Raw genomic sequence first — 22972 nt, 5'->3', positions numbered from 1 at the left:
CATGGTTTTGTGGCATCCCTCTATTATCCCCATCGAGCGAAAACCCAAAGCGGGCAAAAAATTGTTGGGCGCACCGCCATTAATACTTAGCCTCAGCTTTGCGTGCTTGATCATGCTCGGCACGGTCTTACTCAAACTGCCGATTGCCACCACAGAGCCCATCACTTGGATTCAAAGCCTGTTTACAGCAACATCGGCCATTACGGTGACGGGATTAGTTGTGGTGGACACGGGCACGGCGTTTACGCCTTTTGGGCAAGTGGTTATTGCTTTCCTGATTCAATGTGGTGGCCTAGGTTTAATGACGTTTGCCATCGTGACCTTGCTGGCTCTGGGCGGAAAAATTGGCTTTTTGGAGCGAGCCGTCGCGAGAGAGGCGTTCAACCAAACTGACTCATCGACACTCATTGCCACTGCTAAATCTGTATTGATGTTCGCTCTGCTCGTTGAACTTATTGGTTTCACTATTTTGAGCGTTTATTGGAGTGAAGAGCTGGGTTGGAAAACCAGTTTGTTCCATGGTTTCTTCTACACCATCAGTGCGTTTAACAATGCAGGTTTTGCGTTGAGTGCCGATAGCTTAATGCCTTACGTGGACGACCCGGTCGTTAACTTCACCATTACCAGTTTGTTCATTATTGGTGGTTTAGGCTTCTCGGTTTGGATTGACTTAAAACGCAATCGCCGTTGGCACCGACTCACCGTTTACAGTCGAATGATGATCTTAGGCACGGTGATCATTAACGTGGTGGCACTTATCGCCATTTACCTGATTGAATATGATAACCCCAACACGCTTGGCCCTTTGAGCGAAGCAGGGAAATGGTGGGCATCGTGGTTTCAAGCGGTGACGCCAAGAACGGCAGGGTTCAACACTTTAGCTATCGATCAGTTGGAAGATGCCACAACGGCGATCATTCTGGTGTTGATGTTTATCGGCGGTGGATCATTGAGTACGGCAAGTGGCATTAAAGTTGTGACATTTATAGTGTTAGTCTTGGCGACTTACAGCTATTTGCGTCGCGATGAAGCAACCTATGCCTTTCAACGCAAGATTCCCAAAGAGACCATCAGCAAGGCATTGGCGCTGACTCTGATCTCGGTGGGCGTGACTTGGTTTGCCATATTCACGCTGTTACTGACAGAGAAAGCGTCTATGTTAGATATTATGTTCGAAGCGGTCTCGGCACTGGGTACGGTTGGTTTGTCGCGAGGCTTAACGGGCAGTTTGTCCGAACCGGGTGAGTTAGTGATCATCTTCATGATGTTTATGGGACGATTAGGGCCTCTTACATTAGCGTACTTCTTAGCCAGTCCAAGAAAGAAAAAAGCGCGTTACGCGAGTACTAAACTGGCAATAGGGTAGATGGGCTAACTCGAAGAAAGTGAGCAAAAGGCTAGGCAAAAGAGGAGTAACTGCTCCTCTTTTTGTGCTCGTTGTAGCCACGAAACTGTATACGGCAGTCTCTCTCACAACAATTTATGATTCATCTCTATTTTTTATCATTTATAAATTGTCGTTTTTGAGGTGTTGTCCAGAATGGCATTATCCACGTGCAACATAAGATTGCCGGGAATAAAAATAATTACAATACTGCCTTACTGGAAGATACATGAAAATCAAACCCCTCCCTCCTTTAAATAGCCTCGTTGCGTTTGAAGCGTCGGCGCGGCACTTGAGTTTTACGTTAGCCGCTGACGAGCTAAACGTGACCCAAGGTGCTATCAGTCGCCAAATTAGACAATTAGAAGAATACTTAGGCAAGGCTATGTTCACGCGAGCCAATCGAAGCATTAATTTAACGCCTACAGGTCTTCAATATTATCAAGCTGTCAGCCAATCTTTGCTCGATATTGCTCAAATCACGGGTGAAGTGAAGAAGTGGCAGGGCGAACAAAAGATCACGGTTGCGACGACAAATGCAATGGCAGCCTTGTGGTTGTTGCCTAAGGTTGCTCAATTTCAAAATGAACATGATGACATCGATATAAGAATATTGGCCTCAGATAATGTGTTGGACTTACGCCGATTAGATTGCGATCTCGCCTTGTTTTATTGTCGCACTCCACCTGCGGAAATGGATGTGACAACGCTATTTTCAGAAGAAGTATTCCCTGTGTGTAGCCCGCTTTATTTAGAGAAAATCGGCCAGCCTAGTAAGCCAGAAGAAATCTTCAATAAAACGTTACTCTATCTGGAGGAGTCTCAAAGAGATTGGGTGAATTGGGAGCAGTGGTTTGCGAGTGTAGGATTGCCAAATATTTCGCCTCGTAATCGCATGAACATCAATAACTATCCAATGCTGTTACAAGCGGCAATTAATGGTCAGGGAATCGCGTTAGCCTGGGGATCATTAGTGGACGACTATTTACAAAGCGGTGCTTTAGTTAGGCCAGTCGAACACGTGCTTTCAACACCTTCCAATTTCTCTATGCTTGAACCTAAAAATAGAGGTTTAATCCCAGCAAGCGTCAAGCGTTTTAGAGAGTGGCTTTTGCAACAGTTGCCAGATGAGGTGGGTGATCGAGGTTTAGCCTAAATCAATAAGCAGAGAAAATAACAGAGTTTGGTCATGTTAAAAAAGCGGGAGTACCAGTTCCCGCTTTGTTTTAATTGATTGATGAAACGACGCACTAACTTAGTACTGGTCCCTGATTGAGTGTGGAATCACTTTTTTGTGAGGATCTTGAAGCGATAGGCTCGGAAGCCACTGTTTTGCTTTCAACAAGCGGTTCAACAGGACCATCAAGTTTCTCTTGCTCTGGGTGAACATGCTCAGGAAGCATTGCCCATGGCTTAGGTTCGCGTCGAATACTATGGAACAGCGTTAAGCTCATCACCGCGATAAAAATCGCGATAGGGAAACCGGCAATAATGGAGGCCGTTTGCATTGCTTTTAACCCTCCGGCGTATAGAAGCACTCCCGCAATGGCGGCGATCATGATCCCCCACAATACGCGTATAGAGGTAGGAGGCTCACTGTGTCCAGCGGCATCGAGGGTACATAGAACTAAGGTACCTGAGTCAGCGGAGGTAATGAAATAAGTACCGAGTAATAAACACGCAAGCACGCTAAGGAGTTTACCAAACATACCTGTATCTAGGTTGTCGAATAGCGTAAACAAAGCGCGTGTCGTATCAGCTTTAGTCGCTTCAAGAATCGGGCCGCCAGAAAAATCCGCAGGTGGTGTCTGTTTGGCTTCTTGTGCCGCAGTGACTTGCTCTTGATGAGCAACACGAGCGTCTTGCTCTACCTTCAACGCTGCACCACCAAATACTGAAATCCATAAAAACGTGATCAGCGTGGGTACGATGAGAGCACCGCCGATAAGTTCACGTATTGTGCGTCCTTTAGAGATACGAGCCACAAACATGCCAACGAAAGGTGCCCAAGTCATCCACCAAGGCCAGTAATAAGCCGTCCACCAGTTTTGCCAGCCAGAGTCATTCTGTGCATCGCTCCATAAGCTCATACCGACAATGTTTTGTGCATAAAGCCCCGTACTTTCGAGTAGCGTATTTAAGATATAGCGAGTTGGACCAATGTAAAGTACGACTAGCACGAGTGCGAGTGAGAGCAGCATGTTCCATTCTGATAAACGGCGAATACCTTTTCCTACACCAGATAGCACCGACGCAACCGCACAAGTACAAAGGGAAACGATAATAAAGAGTTGAATCCCCAAACTAATATCTAGACCAAAGGCTTGATTCAAACCAGAGTTTATTTGGATAACTCCCATCCCCAAGGTTTGAGAGATACCGAAAGCAGTCACCGCGACTGTTAGGATATCAACCGTGTGTCCGATAGGCCCATAAATACGATCACCAATCAAAGGGTACAAGATAGAGCGTAGGGTAAAAGGCAGATCTTTACGGTAGGAAAAGTAAGCTAATGCGAGTGCAACAATGATAAAGACAGACCAAGGATGTAGACCCCAGTGAAAGAATGTCAGTTTCATTGATGTTGTTGCGGCTTCATTGGTCAGGCCTTGAGTAAATGGGTTGTCAGCGTAATGCCACATCGGTTCGGCGACCGACCAGAAAATTAAGCCTATCCCCATGCCTCCGGAAAAAAGCATGGATACCCAAGACAAATAACTAAACTCTGGTTTTTCGTCATCTTTACTCAAACGAATATGCCCATATCGACTAACCATAAGGTAAAGAAGAAAACCGACAACGAGTGAAACAAGTCCGATGTAAAACCACTTCATATTCTGTAGCAAAATGCCGGAAATCGTTTCGAAGTATTGGCCCGCTTGATTGGCGAGAATGGCGCAGAAAAGTACAAAACCGATAACGACGATCTTTGATGCGATAGTCACAGTCGGATTGAGTCCTTTCAATATCCCAGATGTTGCTCTCATAGGCATCCCTCACAGTGCGTTTGTTTTAGCGTTATTGTTTGTTGCGTTATTGTTAATTTTTGAAAGAGAGTAGAGAGAGGGCTTTTGTGTTTCAACTGATTAATACTCATCGGTTAATGAGTATTAATCATGACAAGAAGATCATTGTTAATTAAAAGGTTATTTTTTTGTTCGAGATCAATGCATGAATGACAAAAACTCATCCAAGCCCGGCGAAAAAGTCGTTTGTTTGTTGCCGGGTTGTTAATCAAAATCATCTCCACTAACACAACACGATGTTGTACGCACTGGATGCAACTCGACTCTCGGAGATAAGAATATGAGCAATGTCAACCAAACCATTATTCCTGTTGAACTTGTTGATAATGTACTGAACCCAATCAGTGAAGCAACAGGAATGCCGAATCAGGCCTACACCAGCGAAGAGTATTTTACTTTTGAGCGTGATCAGGTGTTTGGTAACACTTGGGTATGCATTGGTTTTGCATCAGACCTGCTTAAAAATGGCTATGTGATGCCACTTGATTTCATGCATCTTCCACTACTCATGATGAGAAATCGTCAAGGTGAAGTCCAAGTTTTCCACAACGTATGTAGTCATCGTGGTATGAAGCTGGTTCATGAGGCAGGCGAAGTTCAAGGAATGATTCGCTGTCCTTACCATTCATGGACGTACGATCTTGACGGCAATCTAAAAGGCACACCACACATTGGTGGTATCGCAAAACACAAAGATGATCGATTTAAGTGTGAAAAGCACGGCCTTAAGCCACTTCGTTCAGCCGTTTGGATGGACATGGTATTCGTCAACTTATCGGGCAATGCAGAAAGCTTTGAAGACCATATCGCGCCGCTAGAGCAACGTTGGCAGCAATTCTTAGGTGAAGAAGGATTAGGGCTTCTTCGCCGCGTGAACATGGGTGGCAACTTAGAGATAGAAGTGAAAAGTAACTGGAAGCTTGCCGTAGAAAACTACTGTGAAGCTTACCACTTACCTTGGGTGCATCCGAGTTTGAACAGTTATTCTCGCCTAGAGGATCACTACAACATCATGTTTGCAGAGCGTTTTTCTGGCCAAGGTAGTCTCGCATACAACCTCTCTGATACTGCAGGAACACACTTACCTAAATTTCCAAGCTGGCCAGAAGATAAACTGCGTCATGCAGAATATGTTGCACTCTTTCCAAACGTGTTGCTTGGTATTCAAGCCGATCATGCCTTTGCGATGATGATTGAACCAATCACTGCGAATAAGAGTGTTGAGCACCTACGTGTTTTCTATGTGGGTGATGAAGCAACGAAAGATGAGTTCGCTGCGTGCCGTACTGCTACCGTTGAGTCATGGCGAGTCGTATTCGGCGAAGATATTGGAGCGGTCGAGGGCATGCAGGAAGGTCGTTACTCACCTGGCTTTGGTGGTGGTGTGTTCTCACCAGAAATGGATGTTCCGACGCATTTCTTCCAAACCTGGTTGGCAAAGCAAGTGAAAGCGGCACTGGAGCAGTAATATGATGCATTACCTTAATTATATTGATGGTGAGTGGTGCGATTCAGAGCAAGCGCTGACCGTCATGAACCCTGGCACAGCCGAAGCGTATGCGACGATTGCAGAAGCCACTATCACCGATGCAGATCGCGCAATGGCAGCGGCACGCCGAGTGGTCAATCAAGGCCTTCTTTCGGACGTTCGTCCAGCCGTCAGAACCGAGTGGATGTTAAAAGCCGCCGCAGCTATTCGTGAAATGGTTGATGAAGGTGGGTTAGTTGCCTGTCGTGAAAATGGGAAATCTTTGCAAGATGCCAAAGATGAGTTTTTAGAGTCGGCACGTTACTTTGAATACTACGCAGGCATGGCCGACAAGCTGGAAGGCACGTCAATTCCGTTGGGTAAAGACTATGTCGACTTCACTCAATATGTGCCGTTTGGCGTGTCGGTGCAGATTGTGCCGTGGAATTTCCCTGTCTCTATTTGTGCACGCTCATTGGCACCTGCATTAGCCGCAGGTAACGCAGTGGTGATCAAATCGCCAGAGATTTCCCCACTTGCCATGACTCTGTTGATTCAAGCGATTGAAAAAGCGGGCTTCCCGAAAGGTACGATTAACCTTCTATGCGGTAAAGGCTCAGTCGTTGGCAGTCATTTGGTGCAGCACCAAGAGGTCGATCAAATTGTCTTTACGGGTTCCGTTCCAACCGGCCAACACATCCTGCAAGATTCAGCGCAACGCGCTACTCCATCGGTGATGGAGCTGGGTGGTAAATCGGCTGCTATCGCGCTGAAAGATGCGAACCTCGAAACACTTTTGAAAAGCGTTCAGGTCGGTATTTTCTTTAACGCTGGTCAAGTGTGTTCGGCAATGTCTCGTTTGCTGATTCAAAAAGAGCGTTATGAAGAAGTAAAAGCGGCAGTAGTGGAAATGGCAAAAAGCCTAACCATTGGCCAAGGCGAAAGCCAGCCGGACATCACACCGTTGGTATCTGCTGATCAACAAGCACGCGTGCTTGAAATGATAGAACAAGCAAAAGCCGACGGCGCGAACATCCTAACGGGTGGCTACGCACCTGATCTATCGGGTTACTTTGTGGCACCAACAGTGATTGAAGCCACGCCAGATATGCGCATTGCACAAGAAGAAGTGTTTGGTCCTGTATTGGTGATTACACCGTTTGAAACTGAGCAAGAAGCAATCGAGATCGCGAATGGCACCGATTTTGGCCTGGTCGCTGGTGTTTTTGGTGAAAGCCTAAACCAAACATTACATGTGGCACAGCAACTGCGTGGTGGACAAGTGTTCATCAATGAATGGTTTGCTGGTGGCATCGAAACACCATTTGGTGGCGTGGGCTTGTCCGGTTTTGGGCGAGAAAAAGGACAAGAAGCGATTTATAGCTATGTCCAGACACGCAATATTGCCATTCGTTTGCAGCAAGACAGCAACGTATAGCTACCGTGTAACTGTATTTTCATCACCTCGTACCGGCTTGGATTTCAGACCACAAGCTAGGGCGAGGTTGATGGAATCACAACAAATCTGACAGCGGTTTGTAAACACGGAAATTCTGAACAAGGTAGTTGGAGTATAAGTGATGAGAAAGTGGCTCTGTATTATTTGCGGCTTAATCTATGATGAAGCACAAGGTTGGCCATCCGATGGCATTGCACCAGGAACAGCATGGGAAGATGTGCCGGATGATTGGTTATGCCCCGATTGTTTAGTGGGTAAGGCCGATTTTGAAATGATCGAAATCACCGACGATGCGCCAGTAGAAGAGGTCGTGGCAGTGTCTTCGGTATCGGTAGGATCGTCTGTTCAGCCAAATACGGCTCAGCCACTTCCATCTGAAGTCACTCAACCTATATTTTCAGCTGACCCTATCGTTATCATCGGTAGTGGCCACAGTGGTTACCAGTTGGCGGCGGCACTTAGAGCGCAATCTGAGACGGTTCCGATCACTGTCTTTACCGCTGATGATGGCGCTTTGTACAGCAAACCAGCATTGTCTAATGCACTGGTCATGAATAAAGACGGCGACGCGCTACAAAGTGAGAGCGCGTTGGAGTGGGAAAGCCGTCTCAATATCCGAGTTTACCCGCATACCCGTGTTGAACAGATCGATCGTGCCAATTCAACGTTACATACCTCCATCGGTAAATACGCCTACAGCCGCTTGGTACTGGCAACAGGTGCATCACCGATTGAAATCCCAATTGAGGGCGATCGCTCTTGGGTTATGAGTGTGAACGACTTAGTTGATTACCGCCGTTTCAGAGCGGAGCTGCAAGACAAAAAGCGCATCGCGATCCTAGGTGATGGCTTAATTGGCTGTGAGTTCGCAAATGATCTGATCGAAAGCGGTTATGAAGTAACAGTTATCGGGTTGGGTCAATGGCCAATGGAGCGTTTGATCCCGCAACAGTTGGGTGAATCATTACAAAGCGCACTTGCCGATCGAGGCGTGCAATGGGCTCTACAAGACAGTATCACCAGAATCGAACCAAGGTCGGAATCTAGTGCGGTTTTACATCTAAACAGTGGCAAGCAGATTGAAGCAGATCTAGTGCTGAGCGCGGTTGGACTCAAGCCAAATGTTTCTCTGGCTGAGCAAGCAGGGCTCGAAGTGGGCCGTGGCATTAAAGTGAATCAATTCGGCCAGACGAGTGATGAGAATATTTACTCGCTAGGTGACTGTGTTGAAACTGAGCAAGGTTGGCAGCCCTATATTGCACCGATTAATCAAATGATCCCTTCTGTAGCGAAAAGCTTGCTAGGCGATGTCGCCCCTATCTCGTTAACACCAACTCCAGTGATTGTAAAAACGCCGATTCTTCCACTCACGATTTTCCCGGTAGCCGCTGAAGAACAGGGACAATGGTACATCGAGAACCAAGCAGATGAATTGACCGCTGCGTTTTATTCACCAGAAGGAGCAATGCTCGGTTTTGCGTTGCTAGGAAGAAAAGTACAGTCATTACGCGGCCCTTGGCTAGATCAATTGTCATTGAAACTGTCAGCAGCGTAGCGGAGAAAAAAGATGATTCATTTACCCAATGATGACGTGACGTGTGGTTGGTACCATGCGTTGCCAAGTATTCCAGAAAAATCGGCGTTAAAAGGTAAACAAAGTGCTGACTATGCCGTGTTAGGTGCCGGTTTCGCAGGCCTAGCTATGGCAAGACGTTTAGCTGAACTTATGCCTAATGCACGAATTATACTGATTGATGCGCAACGTATCGGCCAAGGGGCTTCAGGAAGAAATTCGGGCTTTGTTATCGATTTGCCTCATAAGTTTTCACTTGAGCATCCCGACCCTGAGCACAAGCAAAAGTTATTATCACTCAACCGTTCTGCGATTGCTCAGCTAAACACTTTAGTGTCGAAGCACAGTATTTCTTGTCAGTGGTCAGCAAAGGGCAAATATCAAGGAGCCGTAGGGGCGCGCGGTGAAGCGTATCTCGATCACTTTGAGCACCTAATGAAAGACCTTGGCGAACCATACTTCCATGTTAATGGCAGTGAGCTGGCGAGAGTCTTGGGAACAAACTACTACAGCCGCGCAATTTACACGCCAGGTGGTTATTTAATGCAACCTGCTGCTTTGGTGCGTGGGCTAGGGGAAAGCCTTCCAGAGAACGTCGAGGTGTTAGAGAACTCGCCAATCCGCAAGCTCAGTAAAGAAAACGGTTGCTGGGTATTACATGGAGATAGAGGCTCTGTTGAAGCCCCTGAACTGCTGCTTGGGACCAGCATTTTTACTCGGGAGTTTGGTTATCTTAAAAACAGACTACTTCCAGTGATGACGTTTGCAAGCTGGACGCGTCCATTAACCGACGCAGAAATGCAGCGATACGGAGGTGAGCTGAATTGGGGGTTAACTCCAGCTGATCATGCGGGAACGACGTTACGTATGACCGCCGATCGACGTATTTTGATCCGCAATACTTACAAACACGTGCCGAAATATGGCTCAAGCATGAACGATAAAGTCAGAGAACAAATTCGCGACGATCATCGTCAGGTCTTTCTGGCGCGTTATCCCGAGCTGGCCGACGTACCATTTACTCACACATGGGGTGGGGTGTATGCCATCTCTCGTAACTTTACTAACTTTTTCGGTCAATTAGATGAAGGTGTTTATGCCAGCGCTTGTGACAATGGTGTTGGTGCTGCGTGGGGAACCATTTCTGGAACACTGTTAGCTGACTATGTCGTTGGTGCGACATCTAAATCATTGGATGACATACAGCAAGTGACAGGAATGCCTTGTTTGAATCCGCCAGAGCCTTTTTTAGGTTTGGGAGTAAAAACGCGTATCCAATTAGCAAAATGGCAAAGCCGGAGTGAATTATGAAGCCAGTCAAACTTGTTGATAGTAAAAGTCTAGATTTCAATGTTCGTGGTGATACGCCAGGAATGGCGTATGTTGCCAGGGCGTTAAGCCCAGAAATTTCACCAAACATAGGCGTAGGCTTTGCTAAATGGGAAGGCGCTCAAGTGGCTTGGACAGTGCTTTATGATGAGGTTATTTTCGTGATTGAAGGCTGTTTCGAGCTGACCGCAAATGGTGAAACACATTTTGTGCACCCAGGTCAGATGCTGTGGATACCGGAAGGGACTGAATTGGTTTATGGTGGGCATGCTCTGTTCGGCTATGTGGTTCATCCAGGAAACTGGAAAGAGTTACATGGTATTGAATGACTTTTATCATTTAGTTGTGTTTCGGAAAGACAAAATAAAAATCTGATTTTTAACCATAACTTTTCGCAAAAGAACTTAATCTCAATGGAGCAAGGGTTTCATACTTGCTATGTTTCTTGGTCACGTTTCCAGACGTGTTAGACCTTTCTCAATTGCTATTTTATCTATCAAAAAGGGAAGCCTTGGCTTCCCTATAATGAGTCTTCTTTTGGCTTGGCTAAAGCTTTTATTTTAGCTCAAATTTACCCTGCATGATTGCCCAGTGACCCGGGAACGAACAGAAGAATGAATAGTCACCGCCGGCTTTCATTTTCTCAGTACTGAACGTAATGCTGGTGCTTTCACCGCCACCAATTACTTTTGTGTGAGCGTAGACGCGATCATCATTTGGTTTTACGTAGTTATTTTCTGCTCCAGCTGCCATGCCATCAGTACCGACTGCTTGTAGGTTGGCTGTGTCAGAGATGACCACGTTGTGACCCATCGATTGCGCTGGCATCTTACCTGTGTGATTCAGCGTTAGTTTTACCTCTTTACAAGTGGCTGGTACGCTCAATGTTTTAGTAGAAAACTGCATCATATCGTTAGCATCTAATGACACTTCACACTCGGCACTGGCTTGGGCACCAAAGCTCATTCCTACTAATGCGAAGGTTGTTGCTAATAAACGTAAAGACATATAACACTCTCCATTTTGTATTTTAGGCTGACTTGGATTGATCTTATCCAATAGTTCTCATTATCAGCCAATTTTCACTCCAAAAACGTGCTTCAATCGGTATATTGACGTTTTGTTGCAAGCTTGTACTGGTCAGTTCCGCTATTTGATCACTCAAATGCCTTATTTCATGCGATTGCGTGAGTTAAATCAAAAGTCGTGATTAGCCAGAGTTAAGGTGAAAATAATCTCTCTAAACGGGTGGCAGAATTGTTTGGTTTTACGGTATTGGAGAGGTTTCGAGAAAGAAGCTCAGCTAAATTGCTGAGCTTCTAGAGAACAGATGACAAGTAAACCTAGCGAGTTTGTTTTAACGTGTGCAACACATCATGCAGTGAAGGTGCGACGGTATGGCCTAATTGTTTTATTTCGTTGCAAGGCTCAACCAAATCAGGAATTTGATAAGTGATCATGTTCGCTGCTACCGCAGCACGTACGCCATTATTTGAATCTTCAAAAGCGAGACATTTGGTTGGATCTACGCTTAGACGACTTGCTGCAAGCAGGTAGATCTCTGGATCAGGTTTGCCGTGTGACACTTCACAGCCTGTCGTTAAGTTGTCGAAATACTTGCTTAGGCCCGCTAACTCCAACTTCTTCTGTGCCACTTCTTTTGCTGTAGAAGTGGCGACTGCAATTGGCAACCCTTGGCCTTTCAACCACTCAAGCAGCTCAATCACCCCTTCTTTTACCGGTATCGCTTGGTGCTTAACCACAGCGTCGTAACGGTCGCGCCACTCTTGGTGTAAGCGGTCAAGATCATCCCCATAAGCTTTACGAAAAATCACTTCAATGCCCGCTGCATTGCGACCAATGATTGAAAGGTAAACATCTTTATAGAAGGGTAGGTTCTGGGCTTCACATGCTTCTTGGAAAATATGCATACAGACGCGCTCAGTATCAAGGAGCAAACCATCCATATCAAAAATAGCAGCTTGGTAGTTCATTACATTAAGACTTTTTGGTTGGGATGGCGCATTTTGACACAAGCAGATCGTTTTTTCTTCTAAAAATTAGAACTTGATTTTGATCCTATGAGTTCACATTGCCTCTGAACACACTATACACAGAGTCTATAAATTAGGTGTGAAATATAATATTTTTAAAATTATAAAAATTTCAGTTAAATAGATAAAACTCTATCTTAATATAAGCTAGAGTTTTATTAATATTCTATTGTTATTTTAACTATTGGATAATTTATTAATAGTTAAAATTAATAATAAAATAATACCAAGTCACGATTGTTTACGACTGCATGAGTGTACCAGCTCTTGACTTCAGATATTTGTTGCTCTGATAAGCCTCCGAAGTCAACGTTATCTTGGTGAATATCTTGATTTTTTATCATAAAAACAACAGGGAAATCGTCAGGGAGTGGGAATTTTATGGGATAATCGGTATTAGTGAATGGAATATCGCAGAAATCGTTTACATCGCAAGGATACCAAGAGTTATTGGATAAGTAATAACCAGTGATCTTACATATAGCTTCAAGCAAGTAAGCATAGGCGTAACCCAAGTGACTGTATTTTATCTCTTCAGACAGCATCTGCATAAGAAGCTCTTCAGCTCGGATGCTTTCGCCACTACTTTCCAGCATTTCATTAATCACTTTAAAGGAGTCTTGACACCTTTCCATGATGGCTTTTTCTAGCTCTGGATTACGCTCATTCTTTAGTACGTTAAAAACCTTTTCAGTATCTAATGAATATACTGTCGCCCCATATCCCATATTTTATTCTCCTCACTTTTATACAGTTAAATTCATTTAAGTGTTTTTATCGCAGGGATTATATTTTGATGTTTTTTGAAGGTAAAGTGTATACATAGAGGTTGTATTTATTATGATGAACTTTGAAAGTTTAGATTCTTAAAATAAATACTATATATTTAATTTTATTAGATCTGGCTCATAAAAATACCTTAACTATTATTGTGTTTATTGTTAAGGGTTATTAAATCTGTGAGGTGGTTCAAGACAATAAAATTTAGAAGAAAATACCGTCAAACTTAGGTGGCTATTCTATCTGAGCACTCAGCTCACTACTTATAGTGGGCTGAGTGAGCGGTTGGGCATCGGCTCTTTATTTGGCGATGAATATGCCATATTAGGTGATATTCGTTAGTGTCTATTTTATCCCTAGCCGTTTTGCTAATCGGTGCAAATTGCCGTTATCTAATTCAAGCTGACGTGCCGTTGCTGCCCAGTTACCTTGGTTCTCTTCCAGAACTCGAACAATCATCGCTTTTTGGAAGGCGTCTGTGGCAGGCTTTAATCCGCCTTCTGGTAGCTCAAGCCGAGATTTTTGTTCCGTTTCTTCAACGTTCTTGATGTTCTGATTCGGCGTTCGGATGTCAAAATCTTGCTCAACTAACTCAATGTCCATGGCGTGGGTACGCGCTTTTGCCAAAACACCAGCACGTTTAATGACATGTTCAAGCTCTCGCACGTTGCCTGGCCATGAATAGTCTTTGAGTGCCTGCACCAAAGTGGGGGACAAACGAATGCTGTTCAATCCCAATTTGCTTCTTAAACGTTCGGCAAAAAAGCCTGCGAGTAACACCACATCGTCTTCACGTTCACGAAGAGGTGGAACATGAAGCGGGAAGACGCTTAGGCGGTGATATAAGTCGGCTCGGAAGCGACCAGCAGTCACTTCTTCATGCAATATACGGTTGGTGGCGGCGACAATGCGTGTATTGACTCGAATATGGCGGTCATCACCCACACGTTGAATGTCTCCATATTGTAGAGCTCGAAGTAACTTGGCTTGCAGCTCTAACGACAGTTCGCCGACTTCATCTAAAAACAGTGTGCCGCCATCGGCTTGTTCGAACTTACCCTTGCGATTGCTGATTGCGCCTGTAAATGCGCCTTTGATATGGCCGAACAACTCGCTTTCCGCGACTGATTCTGGCAGCGCCGCACAGTTGAGGTAAACCAAAGTATTGCTAGAGCGGCTAGAGCGATGGTGAATAGCGCTGGCAACCAACTCTTTACCTACGCCCGTTTCTCCCATGACCAATACAGACAACTCCGTATCGGCGACTGCATCAATCTGCTCTTGAAGATTCTTCATACCCTGAGAGTTGCCAATGATTTCATTACTTAAGGTGCGCTTCTCGGCGTAAGAATCACGTGGCAGGCTCGCTTGTGTCTCTAGTTGTTCTAGTAGGAGTGCTGTGTGTAGGCCACCTGCTGCCAACGCGCTGACAAAACGTAACTCTTGGTTGCGTAGCCCATCAAATTGGTTGGGGTCGAAGGCGTCAATAGTAATGGCACCAATCAGTTGATCGTCGATCAGCAAAGGTAAACCAATGCAGGAATGGACATGCAGTTTGTCATCGTGGTTTGGAATCAAGCCATCGTATGGATCAGGTAAGTCGCTGTCGGAGGGAAAGCGCACGATGTCGCCTGCTCGGGCAATGGCTTCTAATCTTGGGTGCTGCTCAATAGAGAAACGGCGTCCAAGCACTTCTTTCGCCAATCCATTGATTGCTAAAGGTTTAAAGTGCTGGTCTTCATATAAAAGAAGGGCAGAAGAGTCACACTTCAATACCTCTCGAATCGTGGTTAATAACGTATCGAAGCGAGCCTGTTGAGTGAGCGCCGAGTTAAGATCTTGCGTGATGTGTAGCCATTGCGCGATTAAAGAAGTCATAGCCAATACCGATTGTGTCAATATGACTATTGTAGTGTCTAAATGACTATTTTCAACTGTGTCTAAATGACAGTCATTAAAGTTGGGTTTTAATTAAGACATTGAAATATATAGCAATTAAAAGTTGGCACGCCCAGTGCAATACAAGAAGAAATTATTTTTGTTTATCCCGTCATTCAAGGTAGTAATTATGACAATTCACGTAAAAAACAACATCCACTGGGTAGGTCAACGCGATTGGGAAGTTCAAGACTTCCACGGTACAGAATACAAAATGACAAAAGGTACCAGCTACAACAGTTATTTAATTCGTGAAGAGAAAACCGTATTGATTGATACGGTCGATCATCGATTCAGTCAACAATTCATCCAAAATTTAGAGATGGAAATCGACCTTAAGTCTATCGACTTTATCGTAGTAAACCATGCTGAAGAAGATCACTCGGGCGCATTGTCGGCATTGATGGAGAAGATTCCGAACACGCCAATTTACTGTACAGAAGCGGCGATTGATTCGATTGTGGGTCATCACCACCATCCTGAGTGGAACTTCAAAACCGTAAAAACAGGCGACAGCATTGATATTGGCAACGGTAAGCAATTGGTGTTCGTGGAAGCGCCGATGCTACATTGGCCAGACAGCATGATGACTTACCTAACTGGCGATGCAGTGTTATTCAGCAATGACGCATTTGGTCAGCACTACTGCGATGAACGCTTATTCAATGATGAAGTGGATCAAAATGAGTTGATGGAACAGTGTTTGCGTTACTACTCAAACATCCTAACGCCATTCAGCAGCTTGGTAACCGCAAAAATCAAAGAAGTGCTGAGCTTTAATTTGCCTGTCGACATGATCGCAACGTCACACGGTATTGTATGGCGCGATAATCCAGTTCAAATCATCGAGCAATACTTGGCGTGGGCAGACAATTATCAAGAAGATCGCATTACGATTTTCTACGATTCTATGTCAAACAACACCCGAATGATGGCCGATGCAATCGCGCAGGGTATTCACGATGTCGATCCTGGCGTGGCGGTCAAAGTCTTTAATGTCTCTAAGCATGATAAGAATGAAATTCTCGCTAATGTATTCCGCTCAAAAGGCATCTTGGTTGGCTCTTCTACGATGAATAACGTCATGATGCCGAAGATCGCAGGCATGCTAGAAGAAATTACCGGTCTGCGCTTCAAAGCGAAGAAAGCCGCTGCGTTTGGTAGCTACGGTTGGAACGGTGGTGCGGTAGATCGTATCCATGCTCGATTGACTGACGCAGGCTTTGAAACCGCAGTGAGTTTGAAAACCAAATGGCGACCAGATGGTAAAGCGATGCGTGAATGTCGCGAACATGGTCAAAACATCGCGAAATTATGGGCAAAGCATGACCTGACAAGTCCTGTTATTTCTCCGGCAATTGCTGCGTCTGCACCACAAGTTCAATCACAACCTGCTGCGCCAGCTACAACACAGGCGGTAGTAGATGCTGCTCCTAGTAACCCTAGTACCGAGGCACATCCCGCAGATTGTCAATGCATGGTTTGTACGGTTTGCAATTGGGTGTACGACCCAGCTAAAGGTGAGCCTAACCAAGGTGTTGAACCGGGTACAGCTTGGTCGGAAGTGCCAGATTACTTCTTGTGCCCAGAATGTCACTTGGGTAAAGACGTTTTCGTTGAATACAACGGTTAGGAGGGAATATGCAAGCACCTATTGTGATTATTGGTAGCGGCTTTGCGGCTTACCAATTGGTGAAAACAGTGCGTCGAATGGACGCACATATTCCGCTGCAAGTGTTTACTGCTGATGATGGCGCGGAATACAACAAGCCCGATTTGAGTCATGTATTCAGTAACAAGCAAACTGCCCGAGACTTGGTAGTTAAAAGTGGTGAGGCGTTTGCACAGGAACACAACATCGAACTGTTCGCCCATACCAAGGTTGAGCATGTCGACGTGCAAGCTCAGCAAGTGGTCGCCAACGGCCAAACCTATCCTTATTCCAAACTGGTGTTTGCGACAGGCGCGAAAGCCTTTGTGCCGCCAATATCTGGTGGTGCAGCACCTGAGGTGATAACGCTGAACTCGCTACAAGAGTATCAATTAGCGGAAGAGCAAATTAGCCGCGCGGAACGAATTCTAGTAATGGGTGGTGGTTTGATCGGCGTCGAGATCGCCATGGATCTTGCAACCAGTGGTAAAGCCGTTACGGTGGTTGAGCCAAATCCCCGTTTGCTCGCTAACTTGATTCCTGAATTTGTTGCATTGCCGCTGGAGAATCAACTTAAGCAGCAAGGTATTCAACTTGCCTTAGAGACTGGAGTTGTCGCGATCAATCACTCGGATGATTCGCTGGTGGCAAGCTTGAGCAAAGGTAAGGAAATCGAAGCCGATGTAGTGATTTCAGCTGCGGGTTTACGTGCTAACACTTGGTTAGCGAAGGCTTGTGGGTTGAGTGTCAATAAAGGCATCGAGGTGGATGCTCGATTACAGGCATCAGCAGCCAATGTGTTCGCATTAGGCGATTGTGCTGAGATCCAAGGTCGAATGATGCCGTACCTCCAACCGATCGTGCTAAGTGCCAATGCTTTGGGCAAACAACTACTGGGGCAAGAAGCAGAGTTGAAACTACCGCCTATGATGGTAAAGGTCAAAACGCCGAGCTACCCAATTCAATTGGCAGGCGATTTTAGTTCGGTGACGAACTGGAGCGTGCAAATTTCTCAAACTGGCATTGCCGCGAAAGCAGAAGATGAAAATAGCCGACTCATGGGCTTCGTCGTGACGGGAGAACAAGTTACGCAAGCATTTCCATTGCTTCGAGAGTTGTCTCAAGCCGGTCAGGCTTAACCGATTTAAACGAAAAGAATTGTAATTAGAGAGGGTATTATTATGTCGCATCTACGAATTCCTAAAGACTGGACTGCTCAACGTTCAACGCCTTTCTTCACTAAAGACAATGTGCCACCAGCGCTACTGACTCATCACAATACCGCTGAGGGTGTGTTTGGGCAGCTGTGCGTCATGGAAGGGCAAGTGACTTACTACGGCTTTGCTGATGAAAATGCCACAGAAGCAGAAGTAGTGGTGGTGATTAATGCAGGCCAGTTTGCTACCAGTCCACCGCAGTACTGGCACCGCATTGAGATGAGCGATGATGCTCAGTTCAACATCAATTTCTGGTCGAACAAGGACAAGAGTGGGCAAGCGATGTTCCACGCTAAGCAGTAGTGAACCTTTGTAAGTGCTTTGACTGTTACGCTAATCGTCAAGTAAAGGGGGGTAGAAGGCGCAATAAACGGACTGCAATGCAGGATCATCGAGACCGAGGAAAGAGAAATCACGAGTAATGATTTCAATTCTTTAGTAGCATGTTACGAAACATTTCAGTCAGGTGAACTAAGGGAAGCGTGCAATGGAAAAACAACGAGTAGCATTTATTGGTCTGGGTGTGATGGGATACCCAATGGCTGGTTACCTAAGTAAAGCGGGCTTTGAAACCAAAGTATACAACCGCACAAAAGCGAAAGCCGACAAATGGGCTGAAGAATACCAAGGCATAGCTTGTGAAACACCACGTGAAGCGGCAGAAGGCTGTGACATCGTTTTTACCTGTGTGGGTAATGATGATGACGTTCGTAGCGTTGTTTACGGTGAAGAGGGCATTCTGGTCGGCTTGAAAGCGGACGCAGTGCTAGTCGATCACACGACCACTTCTGCAGACCTAGCGGTTGAGCTGGCTGAAGCGTGTGTTAAGTACGGTAATCACTTTATTGATGCGCCAGTTTCTGGTGGTCAAGCGGGCGCAGAAAATGGTGTTCTAACCATCATGTGTGGTGGTGAACAAAGCATTTTTGACCGTGTGTCTCCGGCGATGGATGTGTACGCGAAGCAGATGACGCTACTGGGTGAAAACGGTCAGGGTCAACGCTGTAAGATGGTAAACCAAATCTGTATTGGAGGCGTTTTACAAGGTCTGAGTGAAGCTTTGTTGCTAGCACAAAAATCAGGCTTGGACATTGCTCAAGTTGTAGAAACACTCAAGCATGGCGCTGCAGGTTCTTGGCAGATGGAAAACCGCGCAAATACGATGGCTGAAGACAAGTTCGATTTTGGCTTTGCTATTGATTGGATGCGCAAAGACTTAGGTTTCTGTCTGCAAGAAGCTGAGCGAGTGGGTCTAGAACTTCCACTGACTAAGAAAGTGGATGAGCAATACGCAGACCTTCAACGTGATGGTTTAGGTCGCATGGATACATCAGTACTGATCAAAGCGGTCGCTAAAAATCAGTAGTTGATGAATCAGTAATAGATAAACAGTTCTTTGGTATCAAAGAGCTTAAAGAAATCTAAGTTAATCATAATGAACCTCCTTGAGCATGGTTTATGACTTTTGATTAAGGATTAGTGATTTGAAATCAGGAGGTGCTGTAGAGCACCTCCTTTTTTATGTCTTTTAATCACACAGCGTGACGATCACAGCGTTCGCTTACTTGTTTAAGCCTAGTGCAATTTCAAGACCTTTGCCGTACGCTTCGTCCGCTTGGTATGCGTGTTGAACGTGGCGCTGTTGGATGAACTCTGGTACACCGTCCATTGCGCGAGCTGTGTTATCGAGCAGAGTTTGACGTTGCTCTTCGCTCATCAGACGGAATAGGTCACCCGCTTGGCTGAAGTAGTCTTCGTCTACACGATGATCGTAGTGATCAGCGTTGCCATTGATGCGTAGAGGTGGCTCAGAGTAATCTGGTTGCTCTGCCCATTCTTGTTTGTAGTTTGGCTCGTAACCCAGTGTTGAACCAAAGTTGCCATCAACGCGCATTGCGCCATCGCGGTGGTAGCTGTGAACAGGGCAACGAGGTGCGTTCACTGGGATTTGATGATGGTTCACACCTAGACGGTAACGCTGAGCATCGCCGTAAGCGAACAGACGACCTTGTAGCATTTTATCTGGAGAGAAGCCGATACCAGGTACGACTGCAGCTGGGTTGAACGCTGATTGCTCAACTTCTGCGTAGAAGTTTTCTGGGTTACGGTTCAGTTCGAACTCACCAACTGGGATCAGTGGGTAATCTTTTTGAGACCATACACGTGTTAGGTCGAATGGGTTGAAGTTGACTTCATCCGCTTCTAGCTCAGGCATGATCTGTACGTACATCTTCCATTTAGGGAAGTCTTGGCGCTCAATCGCTTCGTAAAGGTCACGGTGATGGCTTTCGCGGTCTTTACCTACGATCGCTTCTGCTTCTTGGTCAGTCAGGTTCTTGATGCCTTGCTGAGTTTTGAAGTGGAATTTCACCCAGTAACGCTCGTTTTCTGCGTTGATGAAGCTGAATGTGTGGCTACCAAACCCATGCATATGACGGTAAGAAGCTGGGATACCACGGTCACTCATTACGATAGTCACTTGGTGGAATGCTTCTGGTAGTGATGTCCAGAAATCCCAGTTGTTGGTAGAGCTACGCATGTTAGTGCGAGGGTCGCGTTTTACTGCGTGGTTTAGGTCTGGGAATTTTAGTGGGTCACGTAGGAAGAATACTGGTGTGTTGTTACCAACCAAGTCCCAGTTACCTTCTTCAGTATAGAATTTTAGTGCGAAACCACGGATGTCACGTTCTGCGTCTGCTGCACCGCGCTCACCAGCTACAGTAGTGAAGCGAGCGAATAGTTCTGTTTTTTTGCCGATGTCAGAGAAGATCTTAGCGCGAGTGTATTTTGTGATGTCGTGCGTTACTGTGAACGTACCGTAAGCACCAGAACCTTTTGCGTGCATACGACGCTCAGGGATCACTTCGCGGTCAAAGTGTGCCAATTTTTCAAGGAACCAAACGTCTTGTAATAGTTGAGGGCCACGAGGACCTGCAGTCATAACGTTTTGGTTATGTGCGACAGGGCAGCCTGCTGCTGTAGTCAATTTCTTGTTTGTCATTTTTCTTCCCCCTCCAGGGTTCAATACCTTAGAAACTGTAGAGGAGGTTATTACGGAAAAGCTGGGGGAGAAAACTGATATTGCTTATCAATTCAATAGATGGTGACTATGGTCGAAACTATATTAGAATCAGAAATTTACTACATTAGCTTGATTGACATAACAATCGGCGTTCTCGAAAGCGATTGACTGGGGGGAGCGCTATCCAGTTAGCGTGTCTGCGATGCTAGTAATATCGCCCCTTAAATGAAGTTTTACGTGTGATCAAAGGGGCGAAAGGGGGGAAGTAATTAAGAGTACTTCACTTCAAGTTGTTCAGCTTTTGCAAATGCTGGGTGTGTCGCGAGCTGTTTCCCATAACGTTCAATATTAGGGAAGTGATTAACTAAACCAAACTTTTGAACCAATTCGACAATGAAAGACATCATGATGTCAGCGCCAGTCAGACGCTCTTCTACTAGGTAAGTTTTGCCTTCTAAGGATTGCTCGAAGTAGCCTAGTACATTCATTGCTTCCTTGTCGGCATAGCCTGATAAAAACTGAGTTTCATTTGGCTCTTTGCTTACGAAGATTTTTAGCAGCATAGGTAAAATTGCAGAGCTTTCTGCAAAGTGCATCCATTGCAAATATTCTGTGTGTGCTTTTGTACCACGCTCAGGAGCAAAGGCTCCGTCACTGTATTTCTCAATCAAATATTCGGTCATTGCACCTGACTCAATGATAATCTCGCCGTTATCTTCAAGAACAGGTGACTTTCCTAATGGGTGAACACTTTTTAGTTCTGGCGGTGCCATGAAGGTCACGGAATCACGGACATAGGGTACAATCTCGTAATTTACATCTAGCTCTTCAAGTAACCAAATGATGCGCTTTGAACGAGACTGATTGAGGTGGTGAAGTTTAATCATTTACATATCCCTTTTTATAATGGGTCGTTAATCTGTACTACAAGCTTGCCGAAATTCTTACCTTCCAACAGACCGATGAATGCTTCTGGCGCATTATCCAGTCCTTGTACTAGATGTTCGCGGTATTGGATCTTTCCTTCTGCCAACCATTGATTAATATCTTGCGCAAATTCACCGTAACGATGTCCGTAATCATCAAAAATGATGAAGCCTTGCACCTTGATTCGTTTGGTCAGGAGCTTACCCATTAGTAATGGAAGATGGTCGGTACCTTCAGGCAGCTCTGTCGCGTTGTACTGAGAAATCAAACCACAAAGTGGGATACGCGCATTTGTATTCAGAAGTGGCATTACAGCCTCGAATACTTTGCCACCTACGTTTTCGAAGTAAACATCGATACCTTTGTCACAGGCATTTTTCAGTTGTTCTGCAAAGTCTTCAGCTCTGTGATCAATACACTCATCGAAACCAAGCACCTCTTTAGCGTAACGGCATTTTTCTTCTCCGCCTGCTATACCAACAACTCGACAACCTTTGATTTTACCAATTTGACCAACTGTTGCGCCTACAGGCCCCGTAGCAGCTGCTACCACGATGGTTTCCCCTGGTTTGGGCTGACCAATGTCGAGTAAACCCATGTACGCGGTAAATCCTGGCATACCTGCAACGCCCAACGCGTAAGAAGGGTTTTGCGGTTCTTTACCAAGTTTAATGACCATCTCACCAGTTGAGATAGCGTAGTCTTGCCAGCCAACAGTGTAAGCAAGAACCCATTCACCCGCTTCGTAATCTGGGTGGTTTGATGTTTCTACCTGACAAACTGTACCACCGACCATTACGTCATCAATTGCAACAGGGTCAGCGTATGATTCGGCATCACTCATGCGACCACGCATGTATGGATCTAGAGATAAATAAACCGTTCTCAATAGCATTTCACCCTCTCTCGGAGTCGGTTTCGTTACCTCTTCTAAACGAAAGTTTTCTTGTGTCGGTGCACCATGGGGACGTGACGCGAGTACGATTCTGCGATTTGTTGCGTTAGTCATATCTATCTCACTTGTTAATTAGACCGGTCGTCTAGTATTTGTTTCAAAATATCCCGCTTATTTAAAGCGGGAAGGTTTACTGTGTTAACACTGACGCTTTTTCTGACAGTGAAACGTGTGTAGGGTGTTCATTCT

Annotated in this window: 18 protein-coding genes and 2 pseudogenes; 12 read left to right on the top strand and 8 right to left on the bottom strand. The window is 45.5% G+C overall.

Annotation, left to right across the window (positions count from 1 at the left end):
* The first annotated feature begins 1 nt into the window (after position 1).
* Both R7Z10_RS00945 and R7Z10_RS00940 read left to right on the top strand, forming a co-directional pair.
* Positions 2-1366 (top strand): TrkH family potassium uptake protein, encoded by a 1365-nt coding sequence (locus R7Z10_RS00945; protein ID WP_005375181.1) that lies wholly within the window; start codon positions 2-4, stop codon positions 1364-1366.
* 247 nt (positions 1367-1613) lie between these two features.
* Positions 1614-2540, top strand: a complete 927-nt coding sequence (locus R7Z10_RS00940; RefSeq protein WP_115386780.1) for a LysR substrate-binding domain-containing protein — start codon at positions 1614-1616, stop codon at positions 2538-2540.
* 94 nt (positions 2541-2634) lie between these two features.
* Here R7Z10_RS00940 and R7Z10_RS00935 read toward each other — a convergent pair whose 3' ends face one another.
* Entirely contained in the window at positions 2635-4371 is a 1737-nt protein-coding gene (locus tag R7Z10_RS00935) for a BCCT family transporter (protein ID WP_138939664.1), read from the bottom strand.
* A 319-nt stretch (positions 4372-4690) separates the two neighbouring features.
* Here R7Z10_RS00935 and R7Z10_RS00930 point away from each other — a divergent pair, with 319 nt between their 5' ends.
* From R7Z10_RS00930 to R7Z10_RS00905, 6 genes and pseudogenes are all read left to right on the top strand, one after another.
* Positions 4691-5878 carry an aromatic ring-hydroxylating dioxygenase subunit alpha gene (locus R7Z10_RS00930; protein ID WP_318103681.1) on the top strand — a complete coding sequence of 396 codons (1188 nt, stop codon included), beginning with the start codon at positions 4691-4693 and terminating at the stop codon, positions 5876-5878.
* Between the two features lies 1 nt (position 5879).
* Positions 5880-7316, top strand: coding sequence for an aldehyde dehydrogenase family protein (locus R7Z10_RS00925; RefSeq protein WP_104980126.1), 1437 nt, complete (start codon positions 5880-5882; stop codon positions 7314-7316).
* A gap of 142 nt (positions 7317-7458) precedes the next feature.
* Positions 7459-7620 (top strand): annotated as a pseudogene (locus tag R7Z10_RS00920) (rubredoxin); the annotation flags it as partial.
* A complete protein-coding gene (locus R7Z10_RS00915; protein WP_239932691.1) occupies positions 7609-8892 on the top strand; it encodes an NAD(P)/FAD-dependent oxidoreductase in 1284 nt (427 codons plus the stop codon). The pseudogene R7Z10_RS00920 and the gene R7Z10_RS00915, both read left to right, overlap by 12 nt.
* A gap of 12 nt (positions 8893-8904) precedes the next feature.
* The gene (locus R7Z10_RS00910; protein ID WP_193837289.1) at positions 8905-10221 is read left to right on the top strand and encodes an FAD-binding oxidoreductase; all 1317 of its coding nucleotides are present in this window, start codon (positions 8905-8907) and stop codon (positions 10219-10221) included.
* A complete protein-coding gene (locus R7Z10_RS00905; RefSeq protein ID WP_149191620.1) occupies positions 10218-10568 on the top strand; it encodes an ethanolamine utilization protein EutQ in 351 nt (116 codons plus the stop codon). Before R7Z10_RS00910 ends, R7Z10_RS00905 begins: the two co-directional genes overlap by 4 nt.
* A gap of 226 nt (positions 10569-10794) precedes the next feature.
* Here R7Z10_RS00905 and azu read toward each other — a convergent pair whose 3' ends face one another.
* From azu to norR, 4 genes are all read right to left on the bottom strand, one after another.
* Positions 10795-11247: an azurin gene (azu, locus tag R7Z10_RS00900; RefSeq protein WP_005375211.1), complete on the bottom strand. Its 453-nt coding sequence runs from the start codon at positions 11245-11247 to the stop codon at positions 10795-10797.
* Between the two features lie 335 nt (positions 11248-11582).
* Positions 11583-12233 (bottom strand): HAD family phosphatase, encoded by a 651-nt coding sequence (locus tag R7Z10_RS00895; protein ID WP_149191619.1) that lies wholly within the window; start codon positions 12231-12233, stop codon positions 11583-11585.
* Between the two features lie 269 nt (positions 12234-12502).
* Entirely contained in the window at positions 12503-13021 is a 519-nt protein-coding gene (locus tag R7Z10_RS00890; RefSeq protein WP_053307894.1) for a hypothetical protein, read from the bottom strand.
* Between the two features lie 397 nt (positions 13022-13418).
* Positions 13419-14951 (bottom strand): nitric oxide reductase transcriptional regulator NorR, encoded by a 1533-nt coding sequence (gene norR, locus R7Z10_RS00885; RefSeq protein ID WP_005375220.1) that lies wholly within the window; start codon positions 14949-14951, stop codon positions 13419-13421.
* Positions 14952-15141: 190 nt separating this feature from the next.
* On the opposite strand from norR, the pseudogene norV reads away from it, so the two are divergent.
* The 4 genes and pseudogenes from norV to R7Z10_RS00865 all read left to right on the top strand — a co-directional run bounded on the left by norV (position 15142) and on the right by R7Z10_RS00865 (position 19245).
* Positions 15142-16681, top strand: a pseudogene (gene norV, locus R7Z10_RS00880) (anaerobic nitric oxide reductase flavorubredoxin).
* Complete coding sequence (norW, locus tag R7Z10_RS00875; RefSeq protein WP_213906021.1) at positions 16653-17801, top strand: NADH:flavorubredoxin reductase NorW; 1149 nt, start codon at positions 16653-16655, stop codon at positions 17799-17801. The pseudogene norV and the gene norW overlap by 29 nt, the downstream one beginning before the upstream one ends.
* A 42-nt stretch (positions 17802-17843) precedes the next feature.
* Entirely contained in the window at positions 17844-18182 is a 339-nt protein-coding gene (locus R7Z10_RS00870) for a DUF1971 domain-containing protein (protein ID WP_318103678.1), read from the top strand.
* Between the two features lie 184 nt (positions 18183-18366).
* A complete protein-coding gene (locus R7Z10_RS00865; protein WP_318103676.1) occupies positions 18367-19245 on the top strand; it encodes an NAD(P)-dependent oxidoreductase in 879 nt (292 codons plus the stop codon).
* Between the two features lie 195 nt (positions 19246-19440).
* On the opposite strand, the gene R7Z10_RS00860 is transcribed toward R7Z10_RS00865, so the two are convergent.
* From R7Z10_RS00860 to R7Z10_RS00850, 3 genes are all read right to left on the bottom strand, one after another.
* The gene (locus R7Z10_RS00860) at positions 19441-20880 is read right to left on the bottom strand and encodes a catalase (protein ID WP_033906756.1); all 1440 of its coding nucleotides are present in this window, start codon (positions 20878-20880) and stop codon (positions 19441-19443) included.
* A gap of 290 nt (positions 20881-21170) precedes the next feature.
* On the bottom strand, positions 21171-21788 hold the full coding sequence (locus tag R7Z10_RS00855) for a glutathione S-transferase family protein (RefSeq protein ID WP_005375238.1): 618 nt from the start codon (positions 21786-21788) through the stop codon (positions 21171-21173).
* A 14-nt stretch (positions 21789-21802) separates the two neighbouring features.
* Positions 21803-22837, bottom strand: coding sequence for an NADP-dependent oxidoreductase (locus R7Z10_RS00850; RefSeq protein WP_213873852.1), 1035 nt, complete (start codon positions 22835-22837; stop codon positions 21803-21805).
* Between the last annotated feature and the right edge of the window lie 135 nt (positions 22838-22972).

Origin of the sequence: Vibrio sp. Vb1018, from assembly GCF_033338775.1 — a bacterium.
Classification (GTDB): domain Bacteria; phylum Pseudomonadota; class Gammaproteobacteria; order Enterobacterales; family Vibrionaceae; genus Vibrio; species Vibrio alginolyticus.
The sequence above is the reverse complement of the archived record's forward strand: the minus strand, read 5'-3'. Positions and strand labels throughout refer to the sequence as shown.